The following is a 17,150-nucleotide window of genomic DNA, read 5'->3' on the forward strand; positions in this document are numbered from 1 at the left end:
TTAGGCCCGAGTGTCGAATAACCCTGAGCGGATAGTAGAATTTTTTTCATCTGGGCGATGATACGTTGTTTCGGATTCCTCGTAGTAAGACATCGTCTCTATAGAAAAATCAATGTAAGAAATCGCCTGCTCTATAAGCTGACGATTCAACTCATTAAGTTGCTTAAGTCTGCTCAACGTCTCCGAAAGTCGTGCTTGAATGCTTAGCAACTTCTGCTTATCTTGAAAGTCGAAAACTAGACGTGACAACTCAGTAATGGTTAAGTTCAGCTTGGATTTAATTCCGCGTTCCTGCAAAAATTCATATGCAGAGGAAATACGTTGTTCTTCAAGTTGATCAATGAGTTTGGATATTTTTGACTCCTGGTTCATTACCAGAATGAGCTGATCTACCTTATTGGATATCAGTGCTTCTTTTTTTTGAGTCCCTAATGCAATCAACTGCTCGTGAGCCTCTCTCAGCTGCTCCAGCACATCAATCAGGCGATCTAAAGGCATATTTTACTTCACCTAGCTTTCGGAAGACTGCTTGAAGTAAGGCAACAGCTTCTCTGCAATTTTGTCTGCATCTACACGATAGGTTCCAGAAGCCACTTGCTGCTTAAGCTCCTGAATTTTTTTAACTCGATCTGTATCGCTGCTCCGGTTCAGCATTTCCATTGCTTCCGGGGAGATGGATACCTCATCCTTGCGACGAGATTTCTTTTGCTCCTCTTGGCGCCCTGTTTCAATATTTCGCTGATATGGATTAATCGCTCCGATGCGGTTGGTCTCGTTAATTTTCATAACTTCCACCTTCCTTAGTTATTTGATATGGTCAGAATGTATCAGACGACATAGCGTCGAACATGGTTCGTATTATGCCTTACTTCTTATTTGTGCATGGTTGCTAAAAATAAAAAAACCGATAAGCTCTATAAAGATTATCGGCGGTATTTGAAACTTTTTGAATAGCTAAATACGTTTTTAATTCCCCTGTACTAGTTTCCACGAAGTTTATCAATTGCGCTGTAGGTACCTTTGCCCATATTGTTAATTTGATCCTGATTACTACTTTCACGCGCAGCCTGATGCAGGTCTTTGGTCAGTCTTGTTCGACAAGAATCGCACATGTGTCCATCACGAATCGGTATTCCGCACACTTCGCAAGGATACGTCATATTGGGTGCATTAGCAATGGAAATACGCCCCTCACGTATAAAGGTCGTGATTTGCTTAACGGATACCCCAGTCGCCTCTGAAAGCTCATGCATATGAATCCCTTTATTTTCACGTATATGTTTGCCACAAAGCTCATATTCAAGTTCAATATCTTTGATACAATTCTGACAGAGCCCTCTGACATTCATAATAAACAGCTTTCCACAGCGAGGACAGTTATCCAAATTCATCCTCTGCAGCGCCCCTTTCCAATTTCCGATCTCTAATTACTTTTATCCTTACATTACCTTATACTGAAGAGCCTCGTCTAGCAAATATTTCAAAAAAAGATTCTCAGATTTTACACAACTACACATTTTGTACGTTATCATAGTAAAAGTATAAACGATACTGCTATCCATCAGCAAAATCCCCTCTACATCGGTATGTATCGTTATTCAAATGACATACAAATTAAGGAAGCCAACAAGTCCTTACATCTTAGCCTATGGCATGTATTTATTTATCGTCAAACAATGCGACTTATTTGAGATAAAAAATAAAATAAGCGCCATTCCAGTAATTTTCGGGAATAGCGCTTCATTATAATTAATATAGCTATATATGAATATGATCAAACGAGAAGTGCAGGTCAAGCTGAGGGAAAAACCGGGCGAAACAATCCTCAGAAGAATTCATGTTCACCTGTGCCCCGAATACTATCAAGCAAATGCAGTAAATCCGGGGGATCGGCGCCCATAGAATGCTCCGCACATGGAGTGTGGGGATTCATAAATCTCATGCAACTATCATCATCTTATTCATAAACTATCTGAAATCATGATAGATGTATCATTGGAAATTTGCAGCCCAAAAAAACAAACAATTATTCAAAAAAGCATTGTTTTAATAGAGCCCTTCCCGTATACTATAGTCAAACGCTGGGTTTAATAAATAATTATTATTATGCATTCATAATAATAATTATTTATTTGTGTTTGTTTGTGGTACTTGCAGTTCTTGACCCACTTTAATCAGGTTGTTGATTTTAACCAGTTCTTCAACAGTTACGCCATATTTTTTTGCAATAGAAGCCAGTGTATCACCATCTTGGACATTTACTGTGATTGTGTTTACGGCAGCTGGTGTTTCAGTTGTAGTTGTTGCTGATTTTGTTGTTGTTGCTTGATTGTTGTCAGTAGCCGGTTGAGCTGGTGTTTTAGTTGTTGTATCTTCAGTAGTTCCAGTTCCGTAAACATTTGCTTCAAATGCTTTTTGTGCTGCTTCTTGTTGTTCTCTAATTATTTGATCTTCCAGTTGTTGTTTTTCGTCATCAGAGTTGGATTTTGCCATTACTTGACCTGTTGCAAGTGGGCTAAGCAAAGAAACTGCACCTAAACTTACTGCCAGCATACTAGATACTGCTACTTTTTTCATTACGTTTTTCATTATTTTTCTCTCCTCTTTTTAGTTTTAAATTTTAATTAACTGCTTTACTACTGAGCGAGACACTCCCAATGTCCGCTCTTTTGTCATTAGCTAATCACTTATTACCAATTCATGTTAGCTATCAACAGATAGAAATTGTACTCCTCTTTTCCAAAAAAATCAACCTCTAAATTGAAATGTTCTAAATTCATCCCTCACTTCCTTACTTTTTGTTTGTGTCTATATTTTTATTATATATCTCTTTCTAGCTCGTTGTCAAATTCTGCTGATTACGCGCTGTAAAAGAACTCTACTCTATCAATTAAGAATTTTCGAAGCAATTTCAAGGTTTATTTCATAGTTACAAACAATCCTCTCATAACAAATACAGAAAATTTAGACTTATGATCTTGCTAAAGTCAGGCAAAAAATAGCCAAATGTACTCCTTGCTCTGCTGCCTTTTCACCTAAAACACGCGCACACGCCTGCAAGGTGCTACCTGTTGTATAAATATCGTCTACGAGCAAAACAGTAGCAGACTGTATCCTGTCCGATGTGTATCGAGAATCAGCTTTTAAAACAAGAGACTTCAACAATTCCGCCATATCAGGGATAACAGCAAAGGCATTATCCATTGTGCTTATGCGATCCTTTTTTGTTTTAAAGCTCTGTTTGCCAGTATCTTGTGGTCGAGCAAGTAAAGGTACGAAAGGAAGCTTATTCCGCTTCGCAATCTCTTCAGCCAGAACTTGAGCCTGATTGAAGCCCCGCTCTGTCAGCCTCGTCTCACTTACCGGAACACAGGTCACAATGTCTACACTCCACAAAGATCGGTTGAGAACAGAATGGACATCCCCTGCAAACTCATGTCTCATCGCCCGATAGGCTCGGTTCATGATCTCACCCAGCGCAGAAGCATACTTTTCATTCCCACGATATTTGAACTGTCCAATCCATTCTCTCATCATCGGTGTATAGCTGGTTGCACTCCGATTACACACATAGTAACGTGCCGATCGGACAGGCCTTACGCAATCCGGGCAAAATGTCGGACGTCCACAATGAACGCACCGAATTTTGTAAATCCAAGGGATTTGAACCGAACAAGTAGTACAAATCCCTGCATACTCGGAAAAACGCCCTGTGAGAGTGCCGCAAGCGATACATGCCTGGGACTGACGATGGAGTAGCCAATTCATAAAAAAACGGGTTCTTGAAATTATCCCCATACCAAAATGCACCTTTCTTGGTAGTTTACGTACCGACATAGCTTCAGGTTTCATATTTCTAAAAAAACTTTTTTTATTTAATGCATTTAATGCTTGATCTCCTTCAGATAACCTTTTTTCCGTGCTAGTGTATTCATGCGTTGAATCTGTCTGATTGCCCTCTTTTGACCACGAGTCCATTGGGGAGATGTGAAAATAACACCTCCGCACGGGTCATCCTTGGACCTTCCCGCGCGACCAGCCATTTGGACGAGAGAGGCCTCATCAAAAAGATGGCTATCCGCGTCCAGTATGTACACATCGCTGCGCGGAACAGTCACTCCCCGCTCCAAAATAGTAGTTGTGACCAACACACGTATTTCAGTGGCTCGAAATAAACGCACTTTAACAGTTCGTTCTTCATCCTGTGATGAGGTACCGGCAATGGCTACATCGGGTACGTGTTTAATCAGCAGTCTCACCAGACCCTGAATATGGGAAATTCGTGTCACAAACAGAAAGACCTGTGCTCCTCGCTGTATAGATACGCGCAGGCGTTGAGTAAAGGCCGCGGGAAGCTGACCTTTTTGCAACCAATGTTTCACGGGAGCAGTCCCTAAGCGAAATGGGACAGGTAAGGGATGACGATGAAAGCGAACAGGAACCTTGGCATGTGGTAGTCGGCCGCGTGCTACCTCTCTCTGCAGCGCATGTGGTGGCGTAGCAGACAAATAGATAAACTTGCCCTCCGGCTTACATACAGCTTGTGCAGCAAAGGCGAGCATAGGATCATTGTGATAAGGAAACGCGTCAATTTCGTCAATCACTACCAGATCAAAGGCGTGACGATAACGCAATAGCTGGTGTGTCGTTGCCAGTGTCAGCTGCCCTCTTTGCCAGCGTTCTGCGCTCCCCCCATAAAGCGTTACCATGGTAGCCTGGGGAAAAGCAACCTCCAAGCGAGGTGCCAACTCCAGTACCACATCCCGGCGCGGTGTTGCTACAAGCGCTGTCCCTCCGCGTTCCAACACATGCTGCAAAAGCGGAAACATCATTTCCGTCTTGCCTGCGCCAGTCACGGCCCAGAGCAAAAAACGCTCTGCCGCAGGATCGGGTATTTGCCGATCAGCGCTTCCCCCCGCAAGCTTGCCAGATTTGAGTGAAGACCGCCCGCTGCGGGCAAGAGTGCTGCCATGCGTAGCAGCAGCGTCCGTCCCCCGGCTCGCAACCCTGTCGCGCCGGAACAATTCGCGCGCTCGTAGCCAACGGCTCTCCAGGCGAGAGCGTCGCCGCACTTCCGCGGGTGGTGCGGCCAAAAAGTGCAGTGCAGCTTCGGCGGCGGCACGTTGCGCAGGGCTCAGCCCCCAGCGGTCGAGTTCCGCTCCCGAGGCTGCTCCTGCCGTGCGCGGCACGGCGGGCTTCGCTGCACCGCGCAGCAGCAGCGAGCATTCACGGCTGCGCCCAAGTGCGAGACATGTCTCACAGTAGGCGCACGCCTTACGCCCACACGATGCACAGCTCGTACGGTGCACTATCCCGCTGCCACAACGGTTGCAGCGGAATTCATGTGCACGCGTGGCAGACCGGCGCAAATGTGGTGCGGGGGCAAGGCCAGCTGCAAAGCTGAGCCGACCTTGTAGATATGCAAGTTGCGCAGCTGAACGCCAAGCACGCTCCAAACCTGGCGATACCTCTGCCAGCAGCGCTTCGACTTCCGGAACGAACAACTGGCGTCCAGACAGTAAACTGGCCAACTCATTCGCTTGTCGTACCACACACTCCATATCCAGTTTTTCAATTCCACTGTTGAGATTCCTTTTTGGGACCAAGCTTAATGCTCCTTTTATCCCTCGTTGTTCTGCTCCTTCCTCTGCACCAGAAATCCAGCCTTGTTCATCATCCCAAATGCATATCCGATTTATTTCCCCAGATAAAATCCGTTGTCCGTCAACAGGTTCCAGAGTCAGCTCATTTTTTAGATTTGAAAGAATATATCTCCCCCATTGCTTATTCCCCCATCGCTTCATATCCGCTAGCTCCTTAAATGTTTCACACAGCTTTATTCCCCAAGGCAATGGAAACCCTTCTCCTAATAACACCCACCTTTCGACACTATTCGTCTGTCCCTCATTTCGATGTATCCACCATGTCAGATCTACTCGAATATCCACAGATAATCGTAGATTCCAATGCCCCATATACCTAATCGCATACACAGCAACTTTCATCGCACACCCTCCCACTTATCACGGTCGTTTATTTCTGTTTCTTATCACAACAGATAACAACAAAAAAGCACACTCCTATGGCCTATAGCCTGAAGTGTGCTTCACATCAATTGAACCTCAACAAGATTCGTATCGTCTTGCATATGCAATTGCTTATACATATTTATATCCGATTTTGACCCTTGTGTCCACAATTCCTTGTCATTAAGGAACAAGTGGGGTATTTGCCAACGGGTTGGCTGTTCTAAGATCAATAACAACCTGCCTTTCACCGCCTGACTTCGGTAAAACCGGGTCCCCTGGTGAGAAACGACATGAAATAACCGAAATTTCCATATGGCTATAGCGCACCATACGTGTCAGAATCGGCAGTGTGTCGTCCATAGACTCATCATCCAGTACCGTCACATGCAGCGGCCTCCGGTGTAGCCAAGCAAGTATGCTCAACGAACGCATCACCCATTCCACACGGTCTCCGTCATTGGACGTAATCACAATATAGCGGGTCGCACGATGCTCCGGAGATAATGCGTGCGCATCTTCACCATTGCGATAAGCCTGAACCGCCTGTCGTATATACATGAGATGCACGACCGCGGCTCCTACACCGTATATAAGCAATATCCAAACCAAGTGAGCCGTCACGAAGGTTCCACCTCCTCCTATAGCGACAATATATGCCGTATAACAGGAAGAGGTGTCACGGTTATGTACTGGGTTTCAAAGACTTCGTTTTACAGCGTAACCCATCCGTATTTGATCGAGTTAATAACCGCTTGTGTTCGGTCATCAACCTCCATTTTTTGCAGAATACTGCTGACATGGTTTTTGACCGTTTTTTCGCTAATGAATAAATATTCACCGATCATTTTGTTGCTCTTGCCTTCTGCCATCAAACGCAGCACTTCAGCCTCACGGCGGGTCAACGGATTATTTTCGCCTGCGACAAACTTCACGCCTGCTTCCTTGGTATGGCCCTCAGCCATAGCTCCGGTTTCATTCAGGTAGGTCATTCGGCGAAGCTGCTGAATGAGTTTACCCGTTACCTTCGGATGAATAAACGCATATCCTTCATGAACCGAACGAATCGCGTTAATAAGGGACTCCGCCTCCATATCTTTTAACAAATATCCGTTGGCCCCCTTGCGCAGCGTTTCGAATACATAGCTTTCATCATCATGAATCGACAAGATGATCACTTTGACATCCGGAAACATCTCGCGCAGCTTTTCGGTTGCCTCTACACCATTTTCAATTGGCATGTTAATGTCCATCAGAACAATATCCGGTTTCTCCACGTTACAAAACTCAAGCACCTGGATACCATCACCGCATTCTCCGATGACCTCAATGTCATCCTCCATATTTAAAATACGTTTAAGCCCTTCACGGAACAACTGATGATCGTCCGCCAAGAGAACTTTAATGGGTGCATTACTGATTTCTTGATTTTCCATGTTGTTACTCCTTTCCCTTTTCCACGTTGGTTGGGATATGAATCACTATCTTGGTGCCTTGATTCTCAGCTGATTCGATCTCCATTCTCCCCTCGAGCAGTTCAACCCTTTCCCGCATACCAATCAGACCAAAATGCCCATGATCTTTGCTTTTTTGCTGGAAGAGCTCTGGCTTGAAGCCCAGACCATTATCCTGTACCACGATTTTTACAAGCTGCGCCTGATAGGTAATCTCAACAAGCACATAGGTAGGATAAGCATGCTTGGCAGCGTTGGTCAAAGCTTCCTGAATCAGACGGTAAATGGCTGCTTCCATCGCGGAAGAGAGACGGTGTTCCTTGCCCCTTGTTTCAAAAAGCGCTCTAATCTTCGTTTTTTCTTCAAAATCCTGCACATATTTTCGGAGCGTCGGAATAAGCCCCAAATCATCCAGGGCCATAGGACGCAGATTAAAAATGACCTTTCGCATTTCCTCAAGGCTGGAGCGAACTTGTTTCTTCAAGTCTACTATTTCGTCCTGAACCATCTTAAATTCCTGCTTAGCGATCATTCTTTCCACAATTTCCGTCCTAAGCACTAGATGTGCAAGGAGTTGCGCAGGTCCATCGTGAATTTCGCGAGATATGCGCTTACGCTCCTCTTCCTGAGCCAAAATAATTTTCAGACCAATAAACTGCCGATTTTTGGCCGATTCGATGATCCGCGTCACTTGTCCCAGCTCACCTGACAAATATTCCAGCACAACCCCCATCTGTGAACCGATGGTTTCGGCGCGCTCAACAGAATCCTCAACACTCTTGGCTCGCTTTTGCAGATCATCTCTTCTGGCTTTAAGATACATTTCCTTCTCGCGAAATATCATCACATCGAGCTGAAGCTGTGTCGCCTTCTCGTAAGCCTGCTTGATATCTTCTTCTGAATAGCGGACAAAGTCACGGCTGACCTCAGTCAGCCGTATACGGGACCGCCGATAATTCATTTCCAGCTGGTCCACCTTTTCAATCGTTTCCGCCGTTTCCTTCAGAACACTTTGAAGCTCCTGATTTAACGTGACCAGCTCGATCCGGGCCGTGTCCAATATTTCGAACATCTGATATTTGCTGTTCTCCATCACCTGGATGGCATTTTTAATGACTCGGTCTATGATATCGGCTTGAAAGTCCACAAATGTTCTACTCCAATCCTAGCATTTCAAGTATATATCATACCATATCATGACTGGAGGGTGATGGTCTTCGTTTCTTGTTCCCATTTTACAGTCATCCCTAGCTGCTCAGACACAAGTCTTAATGGGACTAAAGTCCTACCATCTAGCACTATAGGCGCTACATCCGTGCTCTGACGCTTTCCGTTCAGAACAACTTCTTTTTTCCCTACGGTCAGATCCATCAGCACACCGCCGCGCATAATCGTAATCCGCTGATCGCCTGCATTCCACTTGGCCTGCCCACCAAAAGCATCGAGCACATACTTGATCGGCACATACGTTGCCCCATTGCGTGTCATCGGAGCCGCATCAATCGCTGTCGCTACTCCGTTCACGCTCATTGATTTTTGCCCGATTGTCATCTGAGCTGTTCCTTTTTTGAGTCCTTCGGTACCAACCGTTCCCGGTGTATTAAAAGAAATATTATCAAAAGCGACATTGCCTGTTTTAGCGCGCTCATCCTGACCCTCTGCGACATTGACCACATAAAGACGCTTGAGCTTCGCCGGATATGAAATTTTCAGTCCGCTCATGTCTGCATTAATTGTTTTCCAGCCATTCCAGTCAATTACCTTGGCCAGATCAATATATGCCGTTTGGCCTTGAGCATCCTCCAATTCTGCCCGCAGCCAGTTCAGACTTTTATCCCCTCTCACATCCACAGAGATGGATGAAGCCGCTTTTTCAAGCGTTTTTCCGGATGTGCCGTTCAGTTGGGCATAAGCATACATTTTGCCACTGCCGTTTGTCATATCATAGTTCAGCTCCAGCACCTTAGAGTTGGCATGATCCCCATCTCCTTGCACAACGGCAGCTGTCCCGGTAACACCAGCTACATTCGAAGTAAAATCAATCGGATACGAAACATTTTCAAAATCCTCCCAATCGCTTGTACTTTCCCCACCTGCAGACAGGAAGACAACCGCACTGAAACCGTCATAGCGACCGATGGCATAGCCCGTTTTCACACCCGAGTCCACCGAGTTGACTGTAAGCTGGTTGTCCTTGACACTTCCCTTAAAGCCGATGAACTCCCACTTGAGGGCATCTGACGTAATGCTGACGCTTTGACCATCTTTTGTCTTGGCCGTTACAGGTACAGCAATTTTAGCACCAGCGGCGAGTGAGCCTGTTCCACTTCCTGCAGTCAATGATGAAATTTCATCTGCTCCAAGCACCGTAACCTTGGTCGTTGCGCTTGCTGAACCACTGGAAGCTGTTAGTGTAGCAGTTCCTGGTTTGGCTCCTTTTACAACGCCACCACTCACTGACACAACAGCCGGATTGCTGGACTTCCACGTCACTTGTACTTTCGAAGTATCGAATGGATTGTAGTAGTTGTCATATCCTTTGAAGGAATAGCTTCCGGTCTGACCGATCAGCAATGTTTTATTGCCTTTAATGGTGAAGCCTTTAAGCGTCCCTTTAGGAGCACTGGTATATACACCCACTCCATTTACGATGCTGCGCTGCTCCGTGCCATATTCGGTATTAAACGTGAGCTCTGCCGTCGTATCTCCCAAATCGCGGGTTACCATAGTAGTAGAACCGCCCCCGTCAAGGTTCATCCCTTTCCAGACGCCAATATCCTGCATCAGGGTTTGCAGCTCGCTCAGAGAGACACCAACGCTGTTCCCGTTCTTCTCAACGGCAATGACATAAGCGTAACGCTTGTCACGGGAATATCCCAAAGCTGTACGCGCACGGGTCCCGCCTATGCTTGTTGTGCTCCGGGAATACGAGGTTTTCTGACCGTCATTTACTAATATGGTATGTCCACCAATCATCATTTGAAGGTTGGAAGGATCTACTTCACTCCCTGTCGATTTCACACGAAGGTGATAGCTCGTTTCTACCGTCTGTCCCACAGTCAGATGCTCTTTGGCATATTCAGCCGCTTTACCATGAGTACGCAAAATATAGCCATCCTGCGGGACGGTCATATTCAATCCAGCGTTGCTGGAGACTTGCGTAACCACGCCGTTTTGCACCAATACCTCGGTAGGCGTTGTCGAGCTGTTTTTTGGACGTTCCACTGCCTTCCAGGCAGATGTATAAATATACATAGCATTAGAGTGGCTGTAGCTGCTTCCACTCGTTTCAGGCGTATATGAAGCCTTGTTCATCCCTGCCAAAGAAAAGGATGACCCATCCCCGGCCTTTACTGTACCTTCAAAAGTAAACTGCTCTACCATCGGAGAACCGTCCTTGGTTACAGCAAAGGCATACATGCCTGTTAAATCAGACGGAGTAGACATTAACACACCCTTGGATACTTGTCCGCCAATCGGCGCTCCCTCGCTGGAGGTATTAAAATAATCTCCGTTTACACCAGCAACCGCACCAGTCTCTTTTGCCATACCACCTGTACTCTGACGGGTCGTAAACTGTCCGTTCTTCCCGGTCATGACATCCAGCTTGACGTATGGATTTTGCAAGTCCACCCGAATAATATCAGCCAGTGCTGTTCCTTTGGAACCTTTAAAACGATATTTCATCAAAGTTGCACCAGAAGTAAGGATTTCTTCGCCCAGCTTTACAGTTGCACCGGAGGCTGCACTTGCGATTGGCACAGACATCCAGCCATTTAACGGGATTAGTGCCCCTGTTCCGGCAACCGGCCCTACCCACAATACTCCTGCCAGTGTCAGAACGGCCCATTTCTTAGCGATTCTTCTACCATCCACTTTCTCATTGCCCTGTTTCCTATTACTTAAAAACATTTGGATAATAGCTCCCATCTTCATTGTATTCAAACGGAATGATCCGTACGTGTACGCTAGCAATAAACAAAAAAAGTCTTCTTATATTAATAGACTTATTATAAAGGCAAAAGTTACGAAAATCCCGTCAACTTATTCACAAAATCGAAAACAGCGAATTGACGAACACAGTATGGGCGAAATATAATACGAATGAACTATTAAGTTCAAAACATACTAATGAGTTCAGGTCTATTTTTATTGACCTATCGGGAGGTTTGAAAACATGAATAAACAACGGTTACTTACCGTACTTACTTTATCCCTGAGCATAGCAATCGCTGGATGTTCCAGCGTGGAGAAAGATGCTAGTCTAGGCTCAACTGCACAGCCAACCGTTGTGCGTACTACAGTTGTCAAATCCTCTCCGCTCCATACTGCCTATAACTTGTCAGGCACTCTTCAGGCTTATGAGGAAAACACACTGGCTTTTCAAAATGGAGGCACCGTAGCCAGTGCAGATCTCACTGTCGGTACAGCTGTACAGAAGGGAGCTGTTATTGCTCGTTTGGATGACGCTGATTACAAGCTCCAAGTGGCACAGGCGACGGCCTCCATCCTGGAGGCACAAGCTGGTATTGATAACGCACAGGCTAATTTACAAGCTGCTAGCTCTGCGATTCAATCCGCCGATGCTGGCATTACAGGAGCTCGCGCGAATGTCAACAAGATCAATAAAGGTGCACGAGCTCAAGAGAAACAGCAAGCGCAAGCCACTGTAGATAAGGCACAAAGTGCCTATAATAAAGCCAAGACGGATAGTGAGCGTACGCAGAAGCTGTTTGAGGCAGGCGCTGCCACCGCATCAGATAATGAGAATGCTCGCCTGAATGCTACTGCGGCCCTGAAAGATCTGGAGCAAGCCAAGGAATCCCTGTCCCTTTTGCTGGAAGGGGCCACAACCGAAGATCATCAATCCGCCCAGGCTTCCTTTCAAGATGCGCTTGCAGGTAAAAGCAAAGCCCTTGCTGCCAGTGAGCAGGCTGCAGCTTCCAAAAAACAAGCCCATGCCAACTACGAAAAAGCCCTTGTTGCCAAGGGGCAGGCAGAACTTGCGCTTTCACGCACCCGTCTAATTTCTCCTGTGAACGGCGTTATTTTAAGCAAGAGCGTGAATACAGGTGACTTGGTCGCTTCAGGCCAAACCGTCTATCGCATAGGCTCAATTGACCGTCTCAAGGTACTGCTTCCGGTACCGGACAGTGAAATCAGAGATTGGAAGAAGGGGCAATCTGTGAATGTGATGCTATATGAGGAAAGCCGTCAAGGCACTGTTTCCAATATCTACCCTTCAACCAGTGCCAATACGGGAATAGTCAACGTAGAGATCGTTATAAACAATCCTCAGCGGGACTGGTTACCTGGTCAGGTGATTAAAGCTGCTCGACAGGTGACAGACAAGAACGGCATTCTCGTTCCCGCTGAAGCGGTCATTAACACAGGAACAGAGCCTTTTATCTTTAAAGATATTAAAGGAAAAGCTGTTAAAACACCCGTAAAGCTTGGCGATCAGGTTATAGAAAATCAATTACAAATCGTATCTGGCCTTCGTGAGGGCGAACGTATTGTCATTAAAGGGGCAGAAAATCTATTTGACGGCAATGCGATTAAAGCGGAAGAAGGCGGCCGCCCATGATTGAATATTTCGTAAAAAAGCGAAAAATTACGTTACTTTTTTTTGTTATGCTTGTTTTAGTCGGAGCTTTTGGATTTTTCCAATTACCACAGCAGGAAATGCCAGATGTCACCATACAAAATGCTATGGTAACAACAGTCTATCCTGGTGCTTCACCGCAAAAAGTTGAACAAACCGTAACCAAGGAGCTGGAAAAGCGCATCAAGGAAGTAGAAGGTGTTAAAACGATTACATCGACTTCCGGTAACGGATTCTCCTCTATTTTAATTGAATCCAAAAATGGAGTTGATCCACAAACGGTATGGGATAATATGCGTAAAAAAGTACAGGATGCGCAAGCTGATCTTCCCGAAGGTGCTGAAGTACCTGTTGTGAATGATAAGCTAACCAGTTCGTTTATCGGCTCCTATGCGCTGGTAGCTGACTCCCCTGCACCGCTATATCAGCTCAATGATTTAATCACAACGTGGAAAGATCAGCTCAACACCATACCAGGTGTATCCAATGTCAAGTTCAACGGGCTCCCTGACCAGGAAGTGCGTGTCCAAATCGATAATCAAAAGCTTCAACAGTACCATCTGTCGTGGGGACAGGTCGCACAGGCGATCCAGTCACAAATCGATCGGGTTCCGACCGGCGATATTGACTACAACGGACGTACTTTTCAGCTCATTGTCCGGGAGCCCCAAAAAGCCGAGGAATTAAATCAAGCCATTCTGACTCGGACTGAGGAGGGGGCTCCCGTCTATTTGCGAGATGTTGCCACGACCGAGCTGGCACACGCCAAAAAGGAATACTTTGCCTATGTAGAAGGAAAACCTGCCATTACGCTAAGTATTGGAGCAGAAAAGGGCACAGACGTCCCGTCTATGAGCAAAAAGGTCAATGCCAAGCTTCAAGAGTTAGAAAGAACCCTTCCCGATGGGATTCGGCTTGAAACTCTTTTTGCACAAAAGGATCAGGTAGACCATATCTTCGACGATTTGCAACGCGAGACAATTCTAGCAATTGCAGCTGTGATTCTCGTTTGTATGTTGGGCCTGAATTTGCTGACTTCTGCTTTTGTCGCACTGGCGATTCCAATTTCGGTTGCCATTGCTATTATCTTTTTGCCTATGTTCGGTATTACACTGAATCAAATCTCCGTTATCGGTCTGATCATAGTACTTGGCATACTTGTCGATGACGCTGTAGTGGTAAATGATAATATTGAGCGGAGGCTTACGGAACTAGGGGAATCACCCAAAGATGCAGCTATCAAAGGTACTAAAGAAGTGATGCTTTCGATTTTGGTTGCATCACTGGCTACCATCTCAGCCTTTGCTCCACTACTGTTTTTGCAAGGAAATGTAGGTGCATTCATCAAGCCTATTCCAGCCATTGTTACGCTGACCATGCTTGCTTCCATGATCATGTCGCTCACCATCATCCCCATTTTCCGGGAATGGTATGAGAAACGCAGACAGAATCGTCAACCTCAACGTAAAATGAAGCCTGCAGGCTTGTTGGGCCGGCAGATTCAGTCTTTAAATAAGCTGTATTCACAAAAGCTGATGCCCAAAGTCATTAAGCGTCCCTTGCTGACTGCAATGGCAGGACTCATGCTTGGAACAGCCGCTTATGGATTGGTTCCATTTACTGCAGTCGAACTCTTTCCCGATTCGGAGGACCCTCATGTCGCATTCAATATAAAGATGCCTATAGGCACCTCCGTTACAGAAACGGATCAGGTCGTCAAAGACATTGCAGACTGGATCAAGAAGCAGCCCGAAACCTCCGAGGTCGTCTACAGTGCCGGAGGAGCTGCACCGCAGCTATTTAGTGATATTAGTAGTTCGGGTGGAGATATTAGATATGATGAAACCGTGGGACAAGTTGCGGTCGTCGGCAAAAAAAATACTTTTGATCTTAACACGACAGTGGATGCCTGGGAACAGCATGTTAAAAGGTCATATCCTGAAGCTACAATCACGGCACATGTTCCCCGTCTGGGAATCCCGGTAGGCAAACCTGTTTCCATTCGGATTTCCGGTCAGAATCTGAACCAGTTGCAAACCCTTGCCCAAAAGGTAAAGGAGCAGATTGCCACAGTGAAGGGCACAACCGGCATCGTGGATGATATAGGGATTGAAAGATATGCACTGGATCTGCAAGTCAACAAGCAGGCTATGGATCAATACCTGGTAAGTTACACGGATCTGACTCGTACTTTGCTTTTATTAAAAGAAGGAGCGAAAGTCAGCCAATTTGACACTGGCAACGACCTGGTGGATATTAAATTGTATTTGAATCATAGCAATGAGGAGCCTAGCACCCTTTTCCAACAATTAAGTGTGGTCAACTCTGCCGGTGTGCAGATTCCATTAAACCAGCTTGTACAGATCAAGCCTTCATTTGCAATTCAGCAAATCAAGCATTACAATATGGAGCGGACGATTACGGTAGAAGCCGATTTGAACGGGCGTACTGCAAGCGAAGCGATGGTGGATGTAAAAAGCAAATTGGCACAAATGAAGTTCCCTGAAGGCTATAAATGGGAGGTAGGCGGCGAAACATCCGATCAATCCACCATATTCGGAGATTTAGGGAAGCTGTCGATCGTTGTAGTTCTACTCATTTTACTTTTGATCACTATGCAGTTTTACTCGCTGTCCATCCCTATTATCATTATGACGACCGTATATCTGGCAGCAGCCGGCGGGATCATTGGTATTTTCTTGACTGGTATGCCTATCGGTTTTATGAGCATCATGGGAATTATTGCTCTTGCAGGCATTGTTGTACGGAACGGAATTGTGTTAATTGAATTTATTGAAGATGCCCGGCACGAAGGAATGGAACTAAAAGAAGCCGTGATACAAGCTACCGCTGCCCGTTTCAGACCCATTTTATTGACTTCTCTGGCTGCTATTGTAGGAATGATTCCGTTAGCCCTGCTGGGAAGCCTTCTCTTTAAACCACTGGCCTTTACCGTCATTTTCGGTTTGTTGTTTTCAACTATGTTAACCTTGTTTGTCGTGCCGTCCTTATATATGATTTTGGCCAAGTTCAAATTGCGCCGTCAGCTCCAAAAACAACAACACACGGTTATGACACCCGATCAGCCTTTATAAAATGCATGGAGTAATGCGACGTGTGCCGGACTGGACCCTAAAAGGGGAGTATGTATGGAAAGCAAAAAGAATGATATTCTACAGGCAGCCATTCGGTTGTTCTCCAGAAAAGGCTATTATTCGACATCTGTCGAAGAAATTGCCAAAGAAAGCGGGATGGCGAAGGCATCCTTTTATAAATATTTTCAGGGAAAAGAAGAATTGCCTCTGGAAATTTGTATCATTCTGGAGAACAATATTGAACAAGACATCAGGGCACTTTACAGTAAATTTGATCTTACGAATGAGGATAAGCTGCACGACTTTATTGTACTTTATTTAAGAAATCTGGTTAAAAACAAAGTCTATTCGATGATGGATCTTCCTGAGCCGTCCATGCTTATTTTCCAAAATGAACAGCTCAACAGCACCTTCGAACAACATGAATATAAATTGTACAAATGGGTATGCGACTGTCTGATTGATGTTTTCGGATCTGACATTGAAGATTATGTATGGGATATTACTTTTGTGCTTAAAAGTGTTGTATTTGAATATATTCGTTTCTTTGCTGACCGGATGAACGATGAAACGATTGAGCATCTTACGCAATTCATCATCTTCTTATCCAATTCTTTAGTTGCCAGCCTGAAGAGTACTGATTCGGTCTATCATTTGTGGGGCAGTCCAGGCTGGTTACCTGAAAGCACTATAAGCAATCCCTTCGATCAGGGCCGCCAGATCAATGTCCTTCTTCACTCTCTGGAAGACAGTATACTTCTGTCTTCATGGAGTTTGGAGGATAAGCAAGAGTACCAGCAAATTTCCACTCTACTAAAGGAAGAAGCTCTGAAAGCGAACCCTCAGAAAGGGCTCTTAAAAGCTCTTTTTTCGTATTTGGAGCAACGTAAGGAACTGCAAAAGGTTTGCCATTTACTCAAAAATTTATTAGACCTTGCACCGGAATCGGAATAATAGCCAACCATTCGGT

13 protein-coding genes are annotated in these 17,150 nt (G+C 45.4%); 3 read left to right on the top strand and 10 right to left on the bottom strand.

Annotated features, from left to right (window positions below; translation table 11 throughout):
* The 10 genes from GCU48_RS08035 to GCU48_RS08085 form a co-directional block, all read right to left on the bottom strand.
* Complete coding sequence (locus GCU48_RS08035) at positions 1 to 498, bottom strand: flagellar protein FlgN (RefSeq protein ID WP_152379636.1); 498 nt, start codon at positions 496 to 498, stop codon at positions 1 to 3.
* Positions 499 to 510: 12 nt separating this feature from the next.
* Positions 511 to 786, bottom strand: coding sequence for a flagellar biosynthesis anti-sigma factor FlgM (gene flgM / locus GCU48_RS08040; protein WP_010349684.1), 276 nt, complete (start codon positions 784 to 786; stop codon positions 511 to 513).
* Positions 787 to 980: 194 nt separating this feature from the next.
* A complete protein-coding gene (locus tag GCU48_RS08045) occupies positions 981 to 1,391 on the bottom strand; it encodes a TIGR03826 family flagellar region protein (protein WP_152379637.1) in 411 nt (136 codons plus the stop codon).
* A 733-nt stretch (positions 1,392 to 2,124) separates the two neighbouring features.
* Positions 2,125 to 2,589 carry a LysM peptidoglycan-binding domain-containing protein gene (locus GCU48_RS08055; RefSeq protein ID WP_025716541.1) on the bottom strand — a complete coding sequence of 155 codons (465 nt, stop codon included), beginning with the start codon at positions 2,587 to 2,589 and terminating at the stop codon, positions 2,125 to 2,127.
* Between the two features lie 381 nt (positions 2,590 to 2,970).
* Positions 2,971 to 3,570 carry a ComF family protein gene (locus tag GCU48_RS08060; RefSeq protein ID WP_231503548.1) on the bottom strand — a complete coding sequence of 200 codons (600 nt, stop codon included), beginning with the start codon at positions 3,568 to 3,570 and terminating at the stop codon, positions 2,971 to 2,973.
* Positions 3,571 to 3,884: 314 nt separating this feature from the next.
* On the bottom strand, positions 3,885 to 6,005 hold the full coding sequence (locus GCU48_RS08065; RefSeq protein WP_152379638.1) for a helicase-related protein: 2,121 nt from the start codon (positions 6,003 to 6,005) through the stop codon (positions 3,885 to 3,887).
* 204 nt (positions 6,006 to 6,209) lie between these two features.
* Positions 6,210 to 6,650: a hypothetical protein gene (locus GCU48_RS08070; protein WP_025721233.1), complete on the bottom strand. Its 441-nt coding sequence runs from the start codon at positions 6,648 to 6,650 to the stop codon at positions 6,210 to 6,212.
* A gap of 89 nt (positions 6,651 to 6,739) precedes the next feature.
* On the bottom strand, positions 6,740 to 7,462 hold the full coding sequence (locus GCU48_RS08075; protein WP_007432713.1) for a response regulator: 723 nt from the start codon (positions 7,460 to 7,462) through the stop codon (positions 6,740 to 6,742).
* 4 nt (positions 7,463 to 7,466) lie between these two features.
* Positions 7,467 to 8,627 carry a sensor histidine kinase gene (locus tag GCU48_RS08080; protein ID WP_152379639.1) on the bottom strand — a complete coding sequence of 387 codons (1,161 nt, stop codon included), beginning with the start codon at positions 8,625 to 8,627 and terminating at the stop codon, positions 7,467 to 7,469.
* A 47-nt stretch (positions 8,628 to 8,674) separates the two neighbouring features.
* Complete coding sequence (locus GCU48_RS08085; RefSeq protein ID WP_152379640.1) at positions 8,675 to 11,392, bottom strand: stalk domain-containing protein; 2,718 nt, start codon at positions 11,390 to 11,392, stop codon at positions 8,675 to 8,677.
* Between the two features lie 265 nt (positions 11,393 to 11,657).
* Between GCU48_RS08085 and GCU48_RS08090 the strand changes: the two genes are divergently transcribed.
* From GCU48_RS08090 to GCU48_RS08100, 3 genes are read left to right on the top strand one after another with little or no spacing between them, the layout of a single operon-like run.
* Positions 11,658 to 13,067 (top strand): efflux RND transporter periplasmic adaptor subunit, encoded by a 1,410-nt coding sequence (locus GCU48_RS08090; protein ID WP_152379641.1) that lies wholly within the window; start codon positions 11,658 to 11,660, stop codon positions 13,065 to 13,067.
* Positions 13,064 to 16,180, top strand: coding sequence for an efflux RND transporter permease subunit (locus GCU48_RS08095; RefSeq protein WP_152379642.1), 3,117 nt, complete (start codon positions 13,064 to 13,066; stop codon positions 16,178 to 16,180). The genes GCU48_RS08090 and GCU48_RS08095 overlap by 4 nt, the downstream gene beginning before the upstream one ends.
* Positions 16,181 to 16,234: 54 nt before the next feature.
* A complete protein-coding gene (locus GCU48_RS08100; protein ID WP_152379643.1) occupies positions 16,235 to 17,134 on the top strand; it encodes a TetR/AcrR family transcriptional regulator in 900 nt (299 codons plus the stop codon).
* Positions 17,135 to 17,150: the final 16 nt, after the last annotated feature.

Origin of the sequence: Paenibacillus brasilensis, from assembly GCF_009363115.1 — a bacterium.
Classification (GTDB): domain Bacteria; phylum Bacillota; class Bacilli; order Paenibacillales; family Paenibacillaceae; genus Paenibacillus; species Paenibacillus brasilensis.